The sequence below is a fragment of the Nocardioides malaquae genome (assembly GCF_015070385.1).
Taxonomy (GTDB): Bacteria; Actinomycetota; Actinomycetes; order Propionibacteriales; family Nocardioidaceae; genus Nocardioides; species Nocardioides malaquae.
Genome location: NZ_JADCSA010000005.1, coordinates 44,635 through 62,487 on the forward strand (window position 1 = coordinate 44,635; position 17,853 = coordinate 62,487).

At 70.3% G+C, this 17,853-nt stretch carries 25 protein-coding genes; 21 read left to right on the top strand and 4 right to left on the bottom strand.

Annotation, left to right across the window (positions count from 1 at the left end; genetic code table 11):
* Window positions 1-31: 31 nt before the first annotated feature.
* The 4 genes from IEQ44_RS06410 (at window position 32) to IEQ44_RS06425 (ending at window position 3,224) form a co-directional block, all read left to right on the top strand.
* Complete coding sequence (locus tag IEQ44_RS06410; protein ID WP_193637617.1) at window positions 32-415, top strand: ArsR/SmtB family transcription factor; 384 nt, start codon at window positions 32-34, stop codon at window positions 413-415.
* Window positions 373-1,194 (top strand): cation diffusion facilitator family transporter, encoded by an 822-nt coding sequence (locus IEQ44_RS06415; protein ID WP_319804528.1) that lies wholly within the window; start codon window positions 373-375, stop codon window positions 1,192-1,194. The genes IEQ44_RS06410 and IEQ44_RS06415 overlap by 43 nt, the downstream gene beginning before the upstream one ends.
* A complete protein-coding gene (locus IEQ44_RS06420) occupies window positions 1,194-1,865 on the top strand; it encodes a methyltransferase family protein (protein ID WP_193637618.1) in 672 nt (223 codons plus the stop codon). Before IEQ44_RS06415 ends, IEQ44_RS06420 begins: the two co-directional genes overlap by 1 nt.
* A 492-nt stretch (window positions 1,866-2,357) precedes the next feature.
* Complete coding sequence (locus IEQ44_RS06425) at window positions 2,358-3,224, top strand: hypothetical protein (protein ID WP_193637619.1); 867 nt, start codon at window positions 2,358-2,360, stop codon at window positions 3,222-3,224.
* A gap of 28 nt (window positions 3,225-3,252) precedes the next feature.
* On the opposite strand, the gene IEQ44_RS06430 is transcribed toward IEQ44_RS06425, so the two are convergent.
* The gene (locus tag IEQ44_RS06430; RefSeq protein WP_319804529.1) at window positions 3,253-4,059 is read right to left on the bottom strand and encodes a GTPase domain-containing protein; all 807 of its coding nucleotides are present in this window, start codon (window positions 4,057-4,059) and stop codon (window positions 3,253-3,255) included.
* Window positions 4,060-4,231: 172 nt separating this feature from the next.
* Here IEQ44_RS06430 and IEQ44_RS06435 point away from each other — a divergent pair, with 172 nt between their 5' ends.
* The 10 genes from IEQ44_RS06435 (at window position 4,232) to IEQ44_RS06480 (ending at window position 11,421) form a co-directional block, all read left to right on the top strand.
* Window positions 4,232-4,564: a hypothetical protein gene (locus tag IEQ44_RS06435; RefSeq protein WP_193637620.1), complete on the top strand. Its 333-nt coding sequence runs from the start codon at window positions 4,232-4,234 to the stop codon at window positions 4,562-4,564.
* A gap of 85 nt (window positions 4,565-4,649) precedes the next feature.
* On the top strand, window positions 4,650-5,405 hold the full coding sequence (locus IEQ44_RS06440) for a hypothetical protein (RefSeq protein WP_193637621.1): 756 nt from the start codon (window positions 4,650-4,652) through the stop codon (window positions 5,403-5,405).
* A 129-nt stretch (window positions 5,406-5,534) separates the two neighbouring features.
* Window positions 5,535-6,647 (top strand): alcohol dehydrogenase catalytic domain-containing protein, encoded by a 1,113-nt coding sequence (locus tag IEQ44_RS06445; RefSeq protein WP_193637622.1) that lies wholly within the window; start codon window positions 5,535-5,537, stop codon window positions 6,645-6,647.
* Window positions 6,644-8,116, top strand: a complete 1,473-nt coding sequence (locus IEQ44_RS06450) for an NAD-dependent succinate-semialdehyde dehydrogenase (RefSeq protein WP_193637623.1) — start codon at window positions 6,644-6,646, stop codon at window positions 8,114-8,116. Before IEQ44_RS06445 ends, IEQ44_RS06450 begins: the two co-directional genes overlap by 4 nt.
* Complete coding sequence (locus IEQ44_RS06455; protein ID WP_193637624.1) at window positions 8,113-8,568, top strand: acyl-CoA thioesterase; 456 nt, start codon at window positions 8,113-8,115, stop codon at window positions 8,566-8,568. Before IEQ44_RS06450 ends, IEQ44_RS06455 begins: the two co-directional genes overlap by 4 nt.
* Before the next feature lie 440 nt (window positions 8,569-9,008).
* Complete coding sequence (locus IEQ44_RS06460) at window positions 9,009-9,620, top strand: hypothetical protein (protein WP_193637625.1); 612 nt, start codon at window positions 9,009-9,011, stop codon at window positions 9,618-9,620.
* A 4-nt stretch (window positions 9,621-9,624) separates the two neighbouring features.
* Complete coding sequence (locus IEQ44_RS06465; RefSeq protein WP_319804530.1) at window positions 9,625-10,407, top strand: M23 family metallopeptidase; 783 nt, start codon at window positions 9,625-9,627, stop codon at window positions 10,405-10,407.
* Between the two features lie 181 nt (window positions 10,408-10,588).
* Window positions 10,589-10,756, top strand: a complete 168-nt coding sequence (locus IEQ44_RS06470; RefSeq protein ID WP_193637626.1) for a DUF8730 family Cys-rich protein — start codon at window positions 10,589-10,591, stop codon at window positions 10,754-10,756.
* Between the two features lie 3 nt (window positions 10,757-10,759).
* A complete protein-coding gene (gene trxA / locus IEQ44_RS06475) occupies window positions 10,760-11,110 on the top strand; it encodes a thioredoxin (protein WP_193637627.1) in 351 nt (116 codons plus the stop codon).
* The gene (locus tag IEQ44_RS06480) at window positions 11,107-11,421 is read left to right on the top strand and encodes a rhodanese-like domain-containing protein (RefSeq protein WP_193637628.1); all 315 of its coding nucleotides are present in this window, start codon (window positions 11,107-11,109) and stop codon (window positions 11,419-11,421) included. The genes trxA and IEQ44_RS06480 overlap by 4 nt, the downstream gene beginning before the upstream one ends.
* A 43-nt stretch (window positions 11,422-11,464) precedes the next feature.
* Here IEQ44_RS06480 and IEQ44_RS06485 read toward each other — a convergent pair whose 3' ends face one another.
* Window positions 11,465-12,334: a universal stress protein gene (locus tag IEQ44_RS06485; RefSeq protein ID WP_193637629.1), complete on the bottom strand. Its 870-nt coding sequence runs from the start codon at window positions 12,332-12,334 to the stop codon at window positions 11,465-11,467.
* A 111-nt stretch (window positions 12,335-12,445) separates the two neighbouring features.
* On the opposite strand from IEQ44_RS06485, the gene IEQ44_RS06490 reads away from it, so the two are divergent.
* Window positions 12,446-12,784 carry a cupin domain-containing protein gene (locus tag IEQ44_RS06490; RefSeq protein WP_193637630.1) on the top strand — a complete coding sequence of 113 codons (339 nt, stop codon included), beginning with the start codon at window positions 12,446-12,448 and terminating at the stop codon, window positions 12,782-12,784.
* An 88-nt stretch (window positions 12,785-12,872) separates the two neighbouring features.
* Complete coding sequence (locus IEQ44_RS06495; RefSeq protein WP_193637631.1) at window positions 12,873-13,145, top strand: DUF7218 family protein; 273 nt, start codon at window positions 12,873-12,875, stop codon at window positions 13,143-13,145.
* Between the two features lie 41 nt (window positions 13,146-13,186).
* On the opposite strand, the gene IEQ44_RS06500 is transcribed toward IEQ44_RS06495, so the two are convergent.
* Window positions 13,187-13,591, bottom strand: coding sequence for a DoxX family protein (locus IEQ44_RS06500; protein WP_193637632.1), 405 nt, complete (start codon window positions 13,589-13,591; stop codon window positions 13,187-13,189).
* 109 nt (window positions 13,592-13,700) lie between these two features.
* On the opposite strand from IEQ44_RS06500, the gene IEQ44_RS06505 reads away from it, so the two are divergent.
* From IEQ44_RS06505 to IEQ44_RS06515, 3 genes are read left to right on the top strand one after another with little or no spacing between them, the layout of a single operon-like run.
* Window positions 13,701-14,555, top strand: a complete 855-nt coding sequence (locus IEQ44_RS06505) for a TspO-related membrane protein (protein ID WP_227487039.1) — start codon at window positions 13,701-13,703, stop codon at window positions 14,553-14,555.
* Entirely contained in the window at window positions 14,555-15,568 is a 1,014-nt protein-coding gene (locus IEQ44_RS06510) for a DNA topoisomerase IB (RefSeq protein WP_193637633.1), read from the top strand. The genes IEQ44_RS06505 and IEQ44_RS06510 overlap by 1 nt, the downstream gene beginning before the upstream one ends.
* 58 nt (window positions 15,569-15,626) lie before the next feature.
* Entirely contained in the window at window positions 15,627-16,592 is a 966-nt protein-coding gene (locus IEQ44_RS06515; RefSeq protein WP_193637634.1) for a TIGR03557 family F420-dependent LLM class oxidoreductase, read from the top strand.
* Window positions 16,593-16,611: 19 nt separating this feature from the next.
* On the opposite strand, the gene IEQ44_RS06520 is transcribed toward IEQ44_RS06515, so the two are convergent.
* On the bottom strand, window positions 16,612-16,791 hold the full coding sequence (locus tag IEQ44_RS06520; RefSeq protein WP_193637635.1) for a hypothetical protein: 180 nt from the start codon (window positions 16,789-16,791) through the stop codon (window positions 16,612-16,614).
* 146 nt (window positions 16,792-16,937) lie between these two features.
* On the opposite strand from IEQ44_RS06520, the gene IEQ44_RS06525 reads away from it, so the two are divergent.
* Window positions 16,938-17,132: a CsbD family protein gene (locus IEQ44_RS06525; RefSeq protein WP_193637636.1), complete on the top strand. Its 195-nt coding sequence runs from the start codon at window positions 16,938-16,940 to the stop codon at window positions 17,130-17,132.
* 76 nt (window positions 17,133-17,208) lie between these two features.
* Window positions 17,209-17,829 carry a trimeric intracellular cation channel family protein gene (locus tag IEQ44_RS06530; protein ID WP_193637637.1) on the top strand — a complete coding sequence of 207 codons (621 nt, stop codon included), beginning with the start codon at window positions 17,209-17,211 and terminating at the stop codon, window positions 17,827-17,829.
* Window positions 17,830-17,853: the final 24 nt, after the last annotated feature.

Consider the following 17,853-nt stretch of genomic DNA (forward strand, 5'->3'; position numbering starts at 1 on the left):
AGCGCTGGCATCCCCGACATATCATCGTCGCATGACGATGAAACCGGCACCGATCGATGACGCTACGGTCGATGAAACTGTGGCCTTGACGGCGGCGGCTTGCCTCTTCCAGGGGTTCTCCGACCCGTCGAGGCTGGCCATCGTCCGACACTTGGCGCTGGGCGAACACCGGGTTGTGGATCTGACGGGTCACCTCGGCTTGGCACAGTCCACGGTGTCGCAGCATCTCGCCTGCCTCAAGGGCTGTGGACTGGTCACCTCGCGTCCCGTGGGCCGCGCCTCCGTCTGGTCCTTGAATCACGTCGACACTGTCTTGGAGCTTCTTTCTGCGGCGGAGCGGCTCCTCGCCCTCACCGGCGACGCCGTCACCCTGTGCCCGAACTTCGGTGCCGTCAGCCTGGAGGGGACTCCATGACCGTCCACGTGCACACCCCCCTCGACTTGGACCCGGGCGAGAAGGCCCGACTTGGCCGCCGGGCGCAAGTCCTTGCCGGGGCGTCGGTGGCCTACAACGTCGTCGAAGCGGTCATCGCCATCACCGCCGGTCTGGTCGCCGGGTCCGTCGCACTGGTCGGGTTCGGTCTGGACTCCGTTGTCGAAGTCTCCAGCGGCCTGATCATCATCTGGCAGTTCCGCCACCGCCTCCCGGAAACCAGGGAGCGCCAGGCGTTGCGACTGATGGCGCTCTCCTTCTTCGCCCTCGCCGCATACGTGACGTTCGAGTCGATAAGGGCTCTGGTGACCGGGCACGACCCGGATTCGTCCGCGGTCGGGATCGGCCTGGCGATCGCCTCCCTGATGATCATGCCGTTCCTGTCCTGGGCGCAGCGTCGGACCGGCAAGGCACTCGGCTCCAACGCGGTGGTGGCGGATTCCACGCAGACGTTGCTGTGCACCTACCTGTCCGCCGTGCTTCTCGTCGGCCTGGTCCTTAACGCGACGCTGGGCTGGTCGTGGGCGGATCCGCTCGCTGGACTCGTCATCGCCGCGGTCGCTGTGAGGGAGGGTAGGGAAGCCTGGCGCGGGGAGGGGTGCTGCGGCTCGATCGGCACTGCCTCGCAGACCGTCGATGGCGCAGTCGGTGCTTGTGGCTGCAGCGACGGCTGCTGCGGCATTGTCAGTGGGTCCGCCGATGACGCGGACGGGCCGCAGACGTTGACCCTCGGTCCCCACCGGACGGTCGAGGGCGCTTGATGTCCGCCGCCGCATTGGCGCTCTTCGCCCTCTACCTTCTCGTGGCGTTCGGACTTCGGACGTGGCTACAGGTTCGTGCTACCGGCGACTCCGGGTTCCGGGGCATCTCCGGGCGAACGTGGAGCCCTGAATGGTGGGCGGGAGTCCTGTTCGTGCTGGCGTTGGTCGCTGGTCTGATGGGTCCGGTCTCGGCACTGTTCGGTCTCCAGCCGGTGAACTCTCTGGATGACGCGACTGTTGCGTGGGCGGGTGTCATCGTGACTGTCGGCGGAGTCGGTCTGACCTTCGCCACCCAGACCGCCATGGGCTCGAGCTGGCGCATCGGAGTCGCTGAGGACGAAGCCACTGCGCTGGTCACCAGCGGGCCGTTCGGACTTGTGCGTAATCCCATCTTTACCGCGATGGCCTTGACCGGAGGGGGACTGGTGCTCATGGTGCCAAACCTCGTCGCGCTTCTAGGACTGGTGACGCTCGTCGTGGCGCTGGAGCTGCAAGTGCGGGTGGTCGAGGAGCCTTACCTTCGTCGGCTGCACGGCGCCGAGTACGAGCGATACGCTGCCTCCGTGGGCCGGTTCCTGCCCCGCTTGCGCGCACTCAGGGACGTTGTTCGGGGAACCGCGCTTTCCCCCCGGCGAGTGCCACCGCCGAAGCGAAGCACCCTGGAGCGATGAACTGCGACGCGGGGTCATTCAGCAGGACTTGACCAAGGTCGTGTCAAAGCCCCCGAAAGGCGACGACCATGGTGCTGCTGCGAGCCACCTCCTCGCGCAAGTAGGCCCACCACCGGAATCACTCTCCATAAACCCTCCATAAACGATCGGGCCGGGTCGGTTGGAACGGGCTATCATGGGAGGTGTCCGTGGGGCGGATAGCCCCATTCCACGCGGGTTTCGGCGTTTTCCCGAGCCTTTCGGAACTGCCAGAAGAGGGCCTGATTCCTCCAAGGGGTCGCAGGTTCAAATCCTGTCAGCCCGACAGATTCAGGCTCGGAGATCGTTGATCTCCGAGCCTGAAAGCTTTGGAGAGCCGAGCACGATCGGTGCCGTGACCTCGCTCCATCGCCTGAGGTCATTGGACGCCCGCGGACACAGCGATCCTTCGCCCGTATCGTGGTCGGCCGCAGAGGGTTTCCGAGACGTGGGGACTCCAGTACCTTCGTGCGGATGAGCATCCGCATCCGTGTCTCCCTCGTCTCGGTCGCCGTGTCGATCGGCGCCAGCGCGTCCCTCGTGCCCGTGGGGACCGCCGTCGCACCCGTGGAGGCTGCGGAGACGGCCGAAGCGCGCGTGGAGCGCACGATCAAGGGCAAGGCGATCACCGAGTCGAGCGGTCTGGCGCGGTCGACGTACTCCCGTCCGGTGCTCTTCACCCACAACGACTCCGGCGACTCGGCCCGCGTCTTCGCAGTCAGCAAGGCCGGCAGGACCCGGGCGGTGCTGCGGCTGAAGGGAGCCTCCGCCGTGGACTGGGAGGACATCTCCACCGGACCCGAGCACTCCGTGTGGGTCGGTGACATCGGCGACAACGGTCGCTCCCGCGAGCAGATCACCGTCTACCGCTTCACCGAGCCCAAGCGGCTCCCGCGCCGCGGACGCACCGTCAAGGTGGCGACGAAGAAGTACACGTTCACCTATCCGGACCGCCCCCGGGATGCCGAGGCGCTGCTCGTGCATCCCAGGACCGGGCGACTCTTCATCGTGACCAAGTCGGCCGAGGGCGACCCCGGGATCTACCGAGCTCCCAAGAAACTCTCCAGGTCCTCCACCAACACGCTGAAGAGAATTGCCGACGCGCCGCTGAAGATCACCGCCGGGACGTTCTCGCCGGACGGGAAGACCCGAGTCCTGAGCAGCTACACGACGGCGTACACGTACCGGAAATTCGCCGGGCGGCCCGCGTCGGTCACCCTTCCGACGCGCCGGCAGGGTGAGTCGCTCGAGGTCAACCGTCGCGGCACCGAGGTCCTGCTGGGCAGCGAGGGTGAGAAGAGTCCGGTGCTGGCGATCGCGATGACCACGCCGCCTTCCTAGTGCGCCAGGGCGCCTCGGTCTGAGAGCGTCAGACGTGACCGCTGAGCTGTGCCAGCCTGGCGGCGAGCGCGTCCACCATGGCAGAAGCCTGCTTGGCCGGGAGCTCGCTCGAGCGTCCACCACCCTGGCTGGAGACGGGGAGCACGTCCACCGAGAGCTTCGCTCCGCCCGCCAGCGCCCGCAGCTCGTCGACCTTGGTGCCGAACGGGCTGCCGCTGCCGGGGGAGTAGTAGTCCATGACGACGTCCAGGTCGTCGGCGTACAGGTCGGTCTTGGTCACGGCGATGACCAACCACACCGGCTTGTCGCGCCGCACCGCCATCGAGGCGATCCGGTGGGCCGTGATGGACCAGTCCTCGAGCTCCGCTGCGAGCTGCTCCTCGCGGGTGGCCGTGGCCGGACCTGTGGTGCCCGCGGGCCGGCGAGGAGTCGCGTGTCCATTCGCGACGACGTGGATCACCCCGTCGACCGGCTCGTCGTGGAAGACCTGGTCGAGCGCGGCGAGCCGGGTCGCGGCGTTGTCACCCGGGACGACCAGGAAGCGGAAGCCCTGCAGTCGGGCGGAGCGGCGCGTACGACGCTCCATCACGGCCGACCCCACCTCCCCGGCGGTGGCCTGCGTCGTACGCCCGGAGAGACGGTTGGCGAGCTGGCTCTTGCCGACGCCGGTCATCCCCGTGACGGCCACGGTCGGGTAACGCCGCCGGAAGAGACGGCCGACGCGTTCCGGGGCCGTGGACAGGCCGGCGAGCACGCCGCCGGCAACGGTGGCGCCGATCGCGGAGCGTCCGGAGCTGGGCAGCATCGACCGGATCGTGGTGGCTGTGCGGGACACGGGGCCTCCTGGGTCGAGGGATGGTGGGCCGTCGGAGCGACGCGACGAGCCTACGGGGCATGGCACGACCGGGCCGTACGCCCGGCCGGGGCCGACTGCGCCGGGCTGGAATGTCGGTGGATGCCCCTAGCGTCGACCCCACGCGAGACGACGCGACGCGAGAGGTGGCGAGATGCACGTTCTGGAGTGGTCCCCGACCGGGACCGACCAGCACCCGGAGTGGGACGAGGACGGACACGAGTGGTCCGAGGTCGACTGTGGGTGCTACCTGGGCCCGCCCTCGGGACCGGGTCTGTCGGGACACGAGTTCACGCCCTTCGACGACGCCGGACGTTTCGTCCGGAGACCCTGCGGCCGACCGGGCGTCTGGCGTGGGTTGTGGCAGTGCGGAGGTTGCCCTGACACGCACACGACCTTGGTCTGCGACGAGTGCCGGGCCCATCACGACTCTGACGCCGAGCTCACGACAGGTGCGGTGCTGGTCTGGCTGCCGGCGCATGACTGATCCAGCGACCGGCGGGTCGCCCTTGCCCGCCGCGGGGCAGGGGAGGAGTCTGGAGTCTCCAGCGCCGCACCCTCGGGAGGCCGTCATGGCCACTGTCGTCCGCACCGCCAGCCGCCGTGTCGTCGCCGCGTTGGCAGCGACCCTCGTGGCACTCCTCGTCACCGGGTGCGGCGAGGAGGAGCCCGCCACCGATCCCAGCAGTGAGCCGACGGTGAGCCCCCCTCCTTCCGACGACCCCACGACCGCGCCCACCACCGAACCCAGCCCCGACCCGACGGCCCCTGGCCAGCCCGCCCTGTGGCCAGCGTCCGACGTGATCTTCGACGACCCTGTGGAGGCCGCGCAGGACTTTCTCGACACGGTCCTGGAGGCCGGTGAGGCGGGTGAGTTCCGTCAGGGTGACTCGCGCAGCGGTGAGGTGGACGCACTCTTCACCGGCGAGTCCGGTGACCGGTCGATCGTGCGCTCCACCCTCCTGCTGCGCCAGCTGGGCGCGGACGGGGGCTGGTTCGTGATCGCTGCCGTCAGTCCCCACGCGGCCATCACGACTCCGGAGTCGCTCGCGCAGGTGCCCGCCGCCCGCCTGTCGGTCGAGGGCGTGGGCCGAGGGTTCGAGGCCACACTCAACGTGAGTGCCCGGGTGGCCGGGGTCGCTGGGGAGCCCCTCGACCTCCAGATCGCCCAGGGAGGACCCGCCGCCAAGGCGCTCCCCTTCACCACCACCCTCGACCTCTCGGGCGCCGCCGCCGGAGACGTCGTCACGCTCATGGTGCGCGGAGGCACCGGGCTCGAGACCGACCCGGGAGACTTCGGAGCCATTCCGGTCGTCATCGGCGGCTGACGTGGCGATGGCACCAGAGGGTTGGTGTGATCGCACAACGCGCCCTGTGGACGTGGCCCCTTGTGACGACCGTCGGCTGTGGTTAGCGTCCCAGTGGCCCGTGCTCGCGGGCACGATGCGGAGGTGTGCATGAAGACCAGGGGCGCCGTGCTCCGTACGCTCGGGGCTTCGCGCCCCTACACCGCCTCGCGGCCCCTCGAGGTGGTCGAGCTGGGGCTGGACGAACCCCGGGGCAGTGAGCTCCTCGTCGAGGTCGAGGTGGCGAGCGTCTGCCACTCCGACCTGTCTGTCGTCGACGGTTCACGCAGCCGCCCGGTGCCGATGGTGCTGGGCCACGAGGCAGCGGGACGTGTGCTCCACGTGGGCTCCGAGGTCCACGACGTCTCCGTGGGGCAACGGGTGGTCCTCACGTTCCTGCCGCGGTGCGGCGAGTGCCCCGGTTGCGCCACCGACGGGGTGGCGCCGTGCGTCCGTGGCTCCGCCGCCAATGCCGCGGGCGAGATGCTCGCGGGTGGGAGCAGGCTCGCCGAGGCAGGCGTGCCCGTGCGCCACCACCTCGGTGTCTCGGGCTTCGCGACGCATGCCGTGGTCGACCGCCGATCGGTGGTGGTGGTCGAGGATGACGTCCCGGCCGAGGTTGCCGCCCTCATGGGGTGCGCCGTGCTGACAGGTGGGGGAGCGGTGCTCAACGCCGCACGGCCGTCGCCGGGCTCCACCGTGGCGGTCGTGGGCCTGGGCGGGGTGGGCATGGCTGCGCTGCTCACCGCGCTCGCGCTGGACGACGTCACGGTCGTCGGGGTCGACACCTCGGAGGCCAAGCGAGCGCAGGCTCTTGCGTTCGGCGCGAGCCGAGCCCTCTCGCCCGACGAGGCGGCCGACGACCTGAAGGCCGACCACGTGGTCGAGGCGGTCGGACGCGGCGTCGCGTTCGAGCTCGCGATCGCGTGCACCGCAGTCGGAGGCACCACCGTCACCGTCGGCCTGCCCGCACCGGGCGACACCGCCACCGTCTCCCCGTTGGGGCTCGTCGCCGAGGGCCGCACGATCATCGGCAGCTACCTCGGTTCGTCCGTGCCGGAGCGAGACCTGCCCGTCTTCATCGACATGTGGCGCCGTGGCCGGCTTCCGGTCGAGCAGCTCATCAGCTCGACGGTTCCGCTGAGCCGCATCAACGACGCCATGGACCGGCTCGCCGACGGAAGCGAGCTCCGCCAACTCATCTCCCTCCAGGAGGGGCCGTGAACGACAAGTCCGCACTGCTCGCCGACGTGCCCACCGACCTGTACGTGGCGGGCCGGTGGCGTCCTGCCGCCTCGGGCGAGAGGTTCTCCGTCAGCGACCCTGCCACCGAGCGTGAGCTCCTCGCCGTGGCGGACGCCGGGCCCGGGGACGTCCGGGAGGCGCTCGACGCCATGGCCGAGGCGCAGCACGATTGGGAGCGTACGTCCGTGCGCACCCGCGCCGAGGTGCTGCGGCGTGCCTTCGAGCTGGTGACCGCGCGCGAGGAGGAGTTCGCCCGCACCATGACGCTGGAGATGGGCAAGTCCCTCGCCGAGTCACGCGGCGAGGTTGCCTACGGCGCGGAGTTCCTACGCTGGTTCGCCGAGCGCGCCACCCAGTCGTCGGGCAGCTTCAGCCCGGCCGCCGCGGGAGGTCTGCAGGTCGTCGTCCGCCGCAAGCCTGTGGGCCCCTGCCTCTTCGTCACGCCGTGGAACTTCCCCCTCGCCATGGGCACCCGCAAGATCGCGCCGGCCCTGGCCGCCGGCTGCGCCGTCATCCTCAAGCCAGCGCAGCTGACCCCCTTGACCAGCCTCCTGCTCGCCCGGGCGTTCGAGGACGCTGGACTCCCGCCGGGGGTGCTCCAGGTGCTGCCCACGTCGAGTGCCCGTGCGGTCGTCGAGCCGGTCATGGCCGACACCCGCCTGCGCAAGGTGTCCTTCACCGGCTCCACCGGCGTCGGTCGGACCCTGCTGAAGCAGGCGGCCGACCAGGTGCTCCGCACGTCGATGGAGCTCGGGGGCAACGCGCCCCTCGTCGTGCTCGACGACGCCGACCTCGACGTGGCCGTCGAGGGTGCCGTGGCCGCCAAGCTGCGCAACATGGGCGAGGCGTGTACGGCCGCCAACCGGCTGCTCGTCCACACCGATCTTCACGACGAGTTCGTCGAGCGCCTCACCGAGCGGTTCGACGCGCTGACGGTGGGGGACGGACTGGAGGACGGCACCGACGTGGGGCCGCTGATCACCGCTCAGGCGCGTGACGGTGTGCACGACCTGGTGACCGACGCCGTGGCAGCGGGCGCGCGAGTGACCACCGGAGGCACCGTGCCCGACGGGCCGGGCCACTTCTACCCACCCACGGTGCTCGTCGACGTCCCCGCCGGGGCGCGGATCCTGCAGGAGGAGGTCTTCGGCCCGGTGGCGCCGGTGGTCCGGGTCCGCGACGAGGAGGAGGCACTGCGCCTCGCGAACGACACTCCCTACGGCTTGGCGTCCTACGTCTTCACCCGCGACGTGGCCCGCGGCCTGCGGTTCGCCGACGGGCTCGAGGCGGGCATGGTGGGTCTCAACGTCGGCGTCATCTCGACCCCCTCCGCTCCCTTCGGCGGGGTCAAGCAGTCTGGTCTGGGGCGCGAGGGTGGACCCGACGGACTCGCCGAGTACCAGGAGATCCAGTACATCGGCACCCCCGACCTGCACGGGCCGTCATGATGGACGGCAGCGCGACCCTGGACGACTATCCGGTGCGCGTCACCCAACAGGTGCGTTGGTCGGACGTCGACATGTACGGGCACGTCAACAACATCGTCTACTACGGCTGGTTCGACACCGCGATCAACACCTGGCTGCAACGCGAGGCGGGGATCGACCCCGTCACCGCGGACGCCATCGGTGTGGTGGGGGAGTCCGCGTGCTCCTACGAGAGCGAGGTCAACCTCGGCGACGAGGTGACGGTCGGGCTCGCCGTCGTGACCCTCGGGGCCAGCAGCATCACGTATGCCCTGGCCGCCTTCGTGGGAGAGCGTCGCGCAGCGCTCGGCCACTGGGTCCACGTGTACGTGGCTCGGGACGGCTCCGGCGTCACGGCCGTGCCCGAGGAGATTGCGCGGATCGCCGCGACAGCCCGGGGAGATGTGCCGCAGGTCGTGCTCCGCAAGTTGTGAGCCGCCTCAGCACCCCGTTGACCGGCTGACCGTCGGCTCCTGCTTCGACCCGTGGCGAGGGCTCGGGGTGAAGGCCCTGCATGTCACGAAAGTGACGTCTGAACTGGGCGTTCACTGCAATGTTTCCCGGGACATGGCGGCCGGTGAGGTGGTGCAATGAGCATGTGCAGACCGCTTCGGTCGCACTGAGGTGGGTGAGTCTGATGCAGTGTCAACGCTGTGGCGGCCCCGTCCAGGGAGCCTTCTGTTCCAACTGCGGAGCCAAGGTCGGCCCGCCGCCGGGGGGCGCTCAGGGCCCACCGCCGGAGCGGCCGCAGGGCCCACCGCCCGGACAGCAGTGGGGCGGTCCGCCACCAGGGCCGGGCACCGCTCGTCCGTGGGCAGCGGGTCCCGGCGGACCTCCGCCAGGACCGCCTCCCCCCAAGCCAGGTGGCTCGAAGGTGTGGATCGTCGTCGTGATCGGCCTCCTCGTCGGGGGTCTGCTCGCGGGCGTGGCGGCAGCCATCTTCTTGTGGTCCAGGTACTCGGGCGACGCTGACGAGGCAGGGAGTCCTGCAGTGGCGAGCGCCACGCCCGCGCCCACACCGAGTGCCTCCCCGGAGCCGACGAGGACGAAGCGACCGAAGGCGTCCGGGCCGGGCGACGTGCGTGACCTGAAGGCGGGACTGTTCTGCCGGGACCTCAAGGCGGACGGGTACTCCTACTCGGCTGCCGTCGACTACTGGCGGATGCACGGTCAGCCGGATCAGATGGACGCCAACCGCGACGGCATCCCGTGCGAGACGGTGTATCCGGCGGACCGGGTGCGCGACTACTGGGGCGACCGCATGCCGAACCCTGACGCGCCCGTGTATGAACCGCCGGTGGACGACAACTACATGGACCTTCCCGGTGGTCTGTTCTGCCGTGACCTGTACTCCTCCGGCTACAGCTACGGGGACGCGCTCTCGTACTGGTACTACTGGGGCATGCCGGATCGCATGGACGCGGACAAGAACGGCATCCCGTGCGAGACGGTCTACCCGAAGTCCACCGTCGACATGTACTGGTGACGTCGTGGGCCGGCAGTGGCGCCTCTTCGTGGCCAGCGTGGTTGCCGGCATGGTGGTGGTGGCGGGGGTGACCGGACTGGTGGTGGCTCTCAGCGCCTGGCAGGAGGGACGCGAGTCGCCGCCACCCACCCCGGCCTCGGCCGCGCCTGAGGCAACGCCCGACACGCCGTCCGGGAGACCTGAGCCGCGGCGTACGCCCTCGCCCAGCGCGAGTGCCGAGGCGCCGGAACCCGCGCCGTCACACCCCGTCCGGAAGAAGGTGAGCTACGCCTTCCCGATCGAGGGCTGTGCGGGGTCCTACGCGGCCGAGCACCACAACTATCCCGCCACCGACATCTTCGCTGCCCAAGGATGTGCCTTCGTCTCGCCCGTGGCGGGGGTGGTCGACGAGGTCGGCACCGTGGACCGGTGGTCTGCCTCGGACAATCGTGGTGCGGACCGTGGGGGGAAGTTCGTCTCCGTCGTCGGCGTGGACGGTGTGCGCTACTACGGCTCCCACCTCTCGGTCGTGGCGTCGGGGATCCGCCCCGGAGTCAGGGTGCAAGACGGGGTTCGTCTGGGCTCTGTGGGCGAGACCGGGAGTGCGCGTGGGACCGGTCCCCACGTGCACTTCGGGATCAGCTGGCCAGGGCCGCCCGACCAGTGGTGGGTGCGACGCGGCGTCGTCGCCCCGGCGCCGTTCCTGGATGCCTGGCGCGCGGGTCGCAACGCCTCGCCCGTCGCAGCCGTCGCAGAGGCGGAACGCCGCCTCGGTCCGCAGTCGGGGGAGTGCCGTCAGTACTGCTGAGCGTCACGACTCTGGCTCCCTCGTCGCCCACCCGCGCATCCATCCCCTGTCAGCCGAGAGCGCACGTACTTGAACTTATCCCCCCGGGGGGGTAACCTTCCTTTATCCCCCCTGGGGGATAGTGGTCTCCTCACGCAGGACCGGCCGCTCACCTGTCTCACGGACTGGAGGAGAAGGAGCCATGTGTGCACCCATCACCTGCCGCCAGTGCGGCAAGGTCACCTGGAGCGGCTGCGGCCAGCACGTCGCCGAGGTCAAGGCGATGGTCGGACCTGACCAGTGGTGCGACGGTCACGACCAGGTCGCGGACACCCGCAGCAACGTCTTCGGCTTCCGTCAGGGGCGTTGACCGATGGCCACCCAGGTCCTGACGGGCGACAACTTTGAGTCGACCGTCCTGGACAACGACATCGTCTTCGTCGACTTCTGGGCGTCGTGGTGCGGTCCGTGCCGGATGTTCGCCCCCGTCTACGAGGCCGCCTCCCAGGCGCACCCGGACATCGTGTTCGGCAAGGTCGACACCGAGGCCGAGAGGACCCTGGCGGCAGCGGCGAAGATCTCCTCGATCCCCACGTTGATGGCCTTCAAGCAGGGCAATCTCATCTTCTCCCAGCCCGGCGCGATGGCGGCCCCGGCGTTCGACCAGCTGGTGGAGGCCGTGCGCGCCTTCGACGTGGAGCAGGCCGCCCGGGAGTCAGCGTGAAGCACGCCACCACGCGGGCAGCCCGCCTGCTCGTGGCCCTGGCGACGGCGCTTCTGGCCACAGGGTTCCTCACTTCCTGCGGCAGCGACGGCGACTCCGGGTCTGCCGAGGGTGCAGAGGTGGGCGTCGAAGCCTTCGCAGAGCGCCTCGACGACCTCGATCCGGATGCGACCTACGCGGTCTACTGCCGAAGCGGCAGCCGTTCCGGGGTGGCCGTGGACCAGCTGGTGAGCGCAGGTTTCGACGACGTGGCGCACCTCGGCGGCGGGATCGGTGCGTGGCAGTCGGCCGGGGGACCGGTCGAGCCCTGAGGCGAGGCCAGAAGGATGCCGAGGTCCTCGACCTCGCGGCGCGTCAGGCGGGCACCGAAGGCACGACGGGCACCACGGCGACCGAGCTCCGGGAGCGTTCGATGACCGCGCTCGCCACCGACCCGGTGACCAGCCGTGTCAGGCCCGACATGGGGTGACGCCCCACGACGACCAGCTCCCACGCTCCTTCTTTGGGGGCCAGGGCCTGGTCGGTCAGCCCGTGCTTGAGGCTCAGCGTGACCTCGACGTCGGGAAACTGCTCAGCCAGACCCGCGACGGCGGTGGCGAGGCCTGCGCGCAGCTCCTCCAGCTCGGGGTCCTGCACGTCTTCCCCCAACGCCTGGCGGTGCTGGGCCAGCGCGGCCGCGGCGTCCCAGTAGGAGTGCAGGACGGTCAACGGCAGGTCGCGCAGGGCGGCCTGGCGGTAGGCGAACTCCAACACCGGCCGTGACTCCGGGGCGCCGTCCGCGCCGACGACGATGCCGCGCCGCAGCGGCAAGTCGCCCGGTGGCCGCGACACCACGACGGGACAGCTCGCCCGGTGGCTCACCGCGGCGCCGACCGAACCCAGCAGCATGCTGCGCACCGTGCCGCGCCCCCGCGACCCGACCACCAGCAGGTGGGCGTGCTCAGAGACGTCCACGAGCACGTCACGAGGATCACCCGGCTGCACCGCGACCGTCACTCCTGTGGAACCGACGCCTGGCTCGAGTGAGCTCAGGGTCCGCGACAGGCTCTCCGTGTCGTCGGGATCGGTCAGGACGACGCCGAGTCGTCGATCCTCCAGGGCTGCCTGGTTGCTCGCCCACCGCAGGGCTCGCTCGGCGTGCGCGGAACCGTCCCACCCCACGACGACGTGGTCGCGGAGCTCGCGGAGGTCTGAGGTGTGACGGGGGCCCATGTCGGTGTCCATGCCATGAGGGTGGCGCTGCCGTCGTGTTGCCGCAACCCTTCCGTCCCACGTGTCGGGGATCGGCGTTGCGTAGGGTGGGCGGGAAACTGACTGCTGGAGGAGAGGAACGACATGGAGAGCGTCGGACTGGTCGACCTGGTAGGGAACCTTCTCGAGAAGGCGCGCAGCGCCAGTGCGGGCCGGAGCGCCCAGACGGTGCACGGCGGTCAGGACCACCACCTGCGTCAGACAGTCATCGCCCTGGCCGGGGGTCGCGCACTCGGGGAGCACGAGAGCCCGGGTGAGGCCACCCTGCAGGTGCTCGAAGGAACGGTGCGACTCCACGCGGGGGACGAGAGCTGGGAAGGCGCGGCGGGCGACTTCGTGCTCATCCCGCCGGTGCGTCACGACCTCGAGGCGGTCACCGACGCCGCGGTGCTTCTCTCGGTCGCGGTGCACGACATCTCCTGAGCCGGACCGGGGCGGCACCCGGGTCAGGGTTGACGCGCGAACGCCGGGGGTATGCGGTCCGAAACTGCGATCGAGGCGGAGGTGTGCCATGCCCGCACGGAAGGACCCCGGGCCCAGCGTCAAGGATCCCGAGCTCTACGAGTCGTTGCGTGACGACGGCGCCAGCAAGGAGAAGGCGGCAAGGATCGCCAACGCAGCTGCGCGTTCGTCGCGCGCGGAGGTCGGACGACGGGGTGGCGAGTCCGGCTCCTACGAGGACTGGACGGTCCAGGAGCTGCGCGACCGTGCGCGGGAGCTGGAGATCGAGGGCCGGTCGGGGATGCGGAAGTCCGAGCTCATCGACGCCCTGCGCCATCACTGACCGCCCGCGTCCGACCGCCCGCGTCGGGGCGGCGTACGCCCTCAGTCGCCCTGCTGGCGGCGCCGGAGCAGGCCACCGGCGAAGAGCGCCCAGAGCACCAGCAGGGGCTGGAAGAAGAGCCGGACCAGACGCTTGCGGTCGGTGTCGAGACCGAAGGCGTCGGTGCCCTCCACGTACTGGGCCACGTTGCCGGGGAAGATGACGACGAAGAACGCGGCGAGCAGGGCGCCGAAGAGGCGCTTGTGCCGTGGGAGGGCGACGAGGCCCGCGCCCAGCGCGATCTCGACGACGCCGGAGCCCACGACGGTGAGGTCCTCGTCGATCGGGAACCAGTCAGGCACCTGGGCCTGGAACTCCTGGCGCTGGGTCGTCAGGTGCATGACTCCCGCCCCGACCATCACGGAGCCGAGGGAGAGGCGGGCGACGGTCTGCGGCAATGAGGTCATGCGCGAAGCGTAGGCCCGCACGCAAGCAGAGTTTCGCCTCTCGGGGCGCCGGGTAACGCCTTGGTCAGGCGGTCGGAGCAGGTCCGGTCGCCGTGATCGGAGGCCCCGCATGGCAGGACGGACGACCGAGCGCAGCCACACGGGGGCCGGAACACCCACCTCAGGGTCTGCCGGGACTGCGAAGGCCTCGGCGGCGGATCGTGTCCGCCAGGCGGCGGTGCTGCTCGCGGCGGTCGTGTGCATCCTGGGTGGCGTGCTCGGTTCAGGTGTGTGGATCGGCGAGCCGGTGGCCGAGGCCGCAGGTGGTGCGCTCTCCGCCGACGCCACCTTCCTGGCTCCCGCGGGCGCGGCCTTCTCCGTCTGGTCGGTGATCTACGCCGCCCTCGTCGTCTTCACGGTCTGGCACACGTTGCCCGGCCGGGCCGCTGACGCGCTCGCGCGGACGGTCGGCTGGTGGGCCGCTGCCTCGATGGTGCTCAACGCAGTCTGGCTGTTGAGCATCCAGACCTCCTACCTCTGGCTCAGCATCCTCGTGATCCTCGGCCTCGCCCTCGTCCTGGGGCTCCTCCTCGTGCGTGCCAACGGCGTGGAGGGGGCCGGTGCCGGGCCGGTGGTCGTCGGGGTCACCTTCGGCCTCTACCTCGGATGGACGTCGGTTGCCACCTGCGCCAACGTCGCCGCCGTCCTGGTCGACGCCGGGGTGGACCCCGGGCGGCGCGTGGGCGAGCTGGTGGGGGTGGGCGTGCTCGCCGTGGTCTGCCTGCTGGTCTGGCTCCTGGCGACCCGGGTCGGCGTGGCGCGGTGGGCGGTCGTGGCCACCGTCGTGTGGGGGCTCGCCTGGATCGCCGTCGGACGTCTCGGTGACGAGCCGGAGTCCTTGGTCGTGGGAGTCGCCGCCGTCGTGGCGGCCGGAGCGAGCGTGCTCCTGACCGCCCTCGCCTCGCGGACCGTGCGCAGGTCGTGATGGCGCTGCGCCAGAGCTCCCCGGAGGAACCGGGCTGGACCCGGAGAAGATCCGGGAAGGGGTTCTCGTGGCGTGACGCCGACGGACACCTGCTCGGTCCTGCCGACCGGGACCGCGCGAAGGCACTGGTGATCCCGCCGGCCTGGGAGGACGTGTGGGTCTGCGCCGACCCGAACGGACACCTGCAGGCGGTGGGCACGGACGCTGCTGGCCGTCGTCAGTACCTCTACCACCCGCAGTGGCGCGCGCAGCGCGACGCCGAGAAGTTCGAGCGCTCCCTCGCCTTCGGGCAGGCCCTCGGTCGGGCCCGGGGCCTGGTGAGCAAGCACCTCGCGGACGAGGACGTCACCGCCCGGCGCGCGTGCGCCGTGGCCTTCCGGCTCCTCGACCGGGGCAGCTTCCGCATTGGCTCCGACGTGTACGCCGACGAGAACGGCAGCTTCGGCCTCACCACCCTCAGGCCCGACCACGTCAGGCTCAGCAAGGGGGTCCTCACCTTCGACTTCGTCGGGAAGTCCGAGGTGGAGCACCACGTCGAGGTCGACGACCCCGACGTCATCGATGCCATCTGCACGATGCGACGGCGCCGCTCCGCCAAGGGCACGCTGCTGGCCTACCGCGACGGGAGCGTCTGGCGCCAGCTCGCGCCCGAGGCGGTCAACGACTACATCCGGCAGGTCACTCGCCTCGACGTGACCGCCAAGGACTTCCGCACCTGGCACGGCACGCTGGTGGCCGCCGCCACGCTCGGTCTGGCGGGTCCCCGGAGCAGCGAGAAGGAACAGCAGGTGGAGATCCGCGGCGCGGTGCAGGCGGCGGCAGACCTGCTCGGCAACACTCCCGCCCTGGCGCGCAGCGCCTACGTCGACCCGCGCGTCCTCACCGCCTACGAGGAGGGTCGAGTGGTCCCTGCCGCCTGTGCCCGGCGCGCCCTCGGGGACGTGGCGCGGCTGCGCCCGCTGGAGCTGGCGCTCCTCAAGCTCATCCGGGCGGGTGAGGCCGTCGCCGCATGAGCCGGGCGGGCCCGGGGTAGGCGGACCGTCAGTGACGACCACCACCCAGGAGGCACGCATGACACGGTTCGGATACTTCCTCACCTGCGAGGAGTACACACCCGACGAGCTCATCGAGCAGGCAGTGCTGGCCGAGGAGGCCGGCTTCGAGGCCCTCTGGATCAGCGACCACTTCCACCCGTGGAACGACGAGCAGGGCGAGAGTGCCTTCGTCTGGTCGGTGATCGGGGCCCTCTCCCAGGCGTGCAACCTGCCCGTCACCACCGCAGTCACCTGCCCCACGGTGAGGATCCACCCCGCGATCGTGGCCCAGGCGGCAGCGACCAGCGCGGCGATGCTCAAGGGCAGGTTCATCCTGGGGCTGGGCAGCGGCGAGGCTCTCAACGAGCACATCCTCGGTGACCCGTGGCCGTCTGCGGACATCCGGCTCGAGATGCTCGAGGAGGCGGTCGAACTCATCCGCGAGCTGTGGAAGGGCGACTTCGTCACCCACCGCGGGGAGTACTACACCACCGACACCGCCCGGATCTACACCCTGCCGGAACAGCCGCCCGAGATCTGGATCTCGGGTTTCGGGCCCAAGGCGACCGACCTGGCGGCGCGCATCGGCGACGGCTACGTCACCACAACTCCGGACCGTGAGCTGTTGCAGCGGTTCCTCGACGGCTCGGGCGGCAAGCCCGCGATGATCGGGATCAAGGTCAGCTGGGCTCCCACGCAGGAGGAGGGCATCGACCACGCGCACCGTCTCTGGGGCACCAGCGGGTTGCCCGGTGAGCTCGCGCAGGTGCTCCCGTCGCCGCGTCACTTCGAGCAGGGGGCCGAGCTCGTGACCAAGGAGCAGACGGCCTCGACCGTCACGTGCGGGTCTGACCTCGACGCCCATGTCGCCGCACTCACGGAGTGTGTGGAGGCGGGGTTCGAGGAGGTCTACGTCGCCAACATGGGCCCGCACTGGCGCGAGATGATCCGCGAGTACGGGAAGTCCGTCCTGCCGCGACTGCGCGGGGAGGGGTCGGCCTGAGCGCCTCCCCGCGCGGCGGTCACGGCTTGCGGCGGCCCTTCGGGTCGCTGTCGGGCGTCACGTCCTGGCGGTCCGGGTCGTGGGCGACCTTCTCGGAACGACGGGCGTCGAGCCACCAGAGGAGGAAGAAGAGCCCGGCGAGGGCCACGACGGGGATGAGGTAGATCAGCACGGTGTCCATGGTGGTCTCGTTACCCACCTGCTCGAGGGTCTACGCACGGGGGATTCATCCGTCGGACAGCGGCCACCGTGAGCAGAAAGTCGCACCCGTCGAGTGTGGAACGTCGGTGAGCGGGTAGGTGGAGTGCCGTACGCCCGAGAGACACACCGACCCAGGAGGTAACGATGGGCTTCGACGACAAGGCCAAGCACAAGGTCGAGGACATGGTGGGCCGTGGCAAGGAAGCCACCGGCGCCGCGACGGACGACGACTCCCTGCGCGCGGAGGGCAAGGCCGACCAGACCAAGGCGGGCGTCAAGGACAAGGTGACCGACATCAAGGACAAGGTCAACGACAAGATCGACGACATCGGTTCCTGACCCTCCGTCAAAGGCCCCGCCCCACCACGTGTGCAACGTGGTCGGAGGCGGGGCTTCGTCGTGCTAGACACATGGGGTGCCGTCGTTCCCGCCCCTCTTCGTGGTCCTGGACCTCTGCGGCGTCCTGGCGTTCGCCGTCAACGGCGCGCTGACCGCCCTCCGTCTGACCCGCCTCGACGTCGTGGGGGTGGTCACCCTCGCCATGTTCACGGCTCTGGGCGGGGGCATGGTCCGCGACATCGTCCTGGGCGACCTGCCGCCTGCCAGCTTCCTCGACTGGCGTTACCTGGCCGTGGCGGCGACGGGAGGACTGGTTGCCTTCGTGTTCGGACGTCATCTCGAACGAGTCTCCGGACCCATCACCGTGCTCGACGCCGCGGGCTTGAGCCTCTTCGCGGTCGTGGGCGCCGCCAAGGCCCTCGAGTTCGGTACCGGTCCGGTGCAGGCGGTGATCCTCGGGACCGTCACCGCCGTCGGTGGAGGGACGTTGCGCGACGTCCTGATCCGGGAGGTGCCCACGGTCCTGGCCAGCGACCTGTACGCCATTCCCGCCATGCTGGGTGCGTCGCTCCTGGTGGCCTGCGCGGCCCTGGGCGTTCCGGCCCTCGCCGCTGCGGGCGTCGCGGCTCTCGGGTGCTTCACGCTGCGGATGGTCGGCGTGCGGTTCAACCTCCACGCGCCCGCACCGCGACGGTGATCGCCGCCGAACGACGCGGTGCCG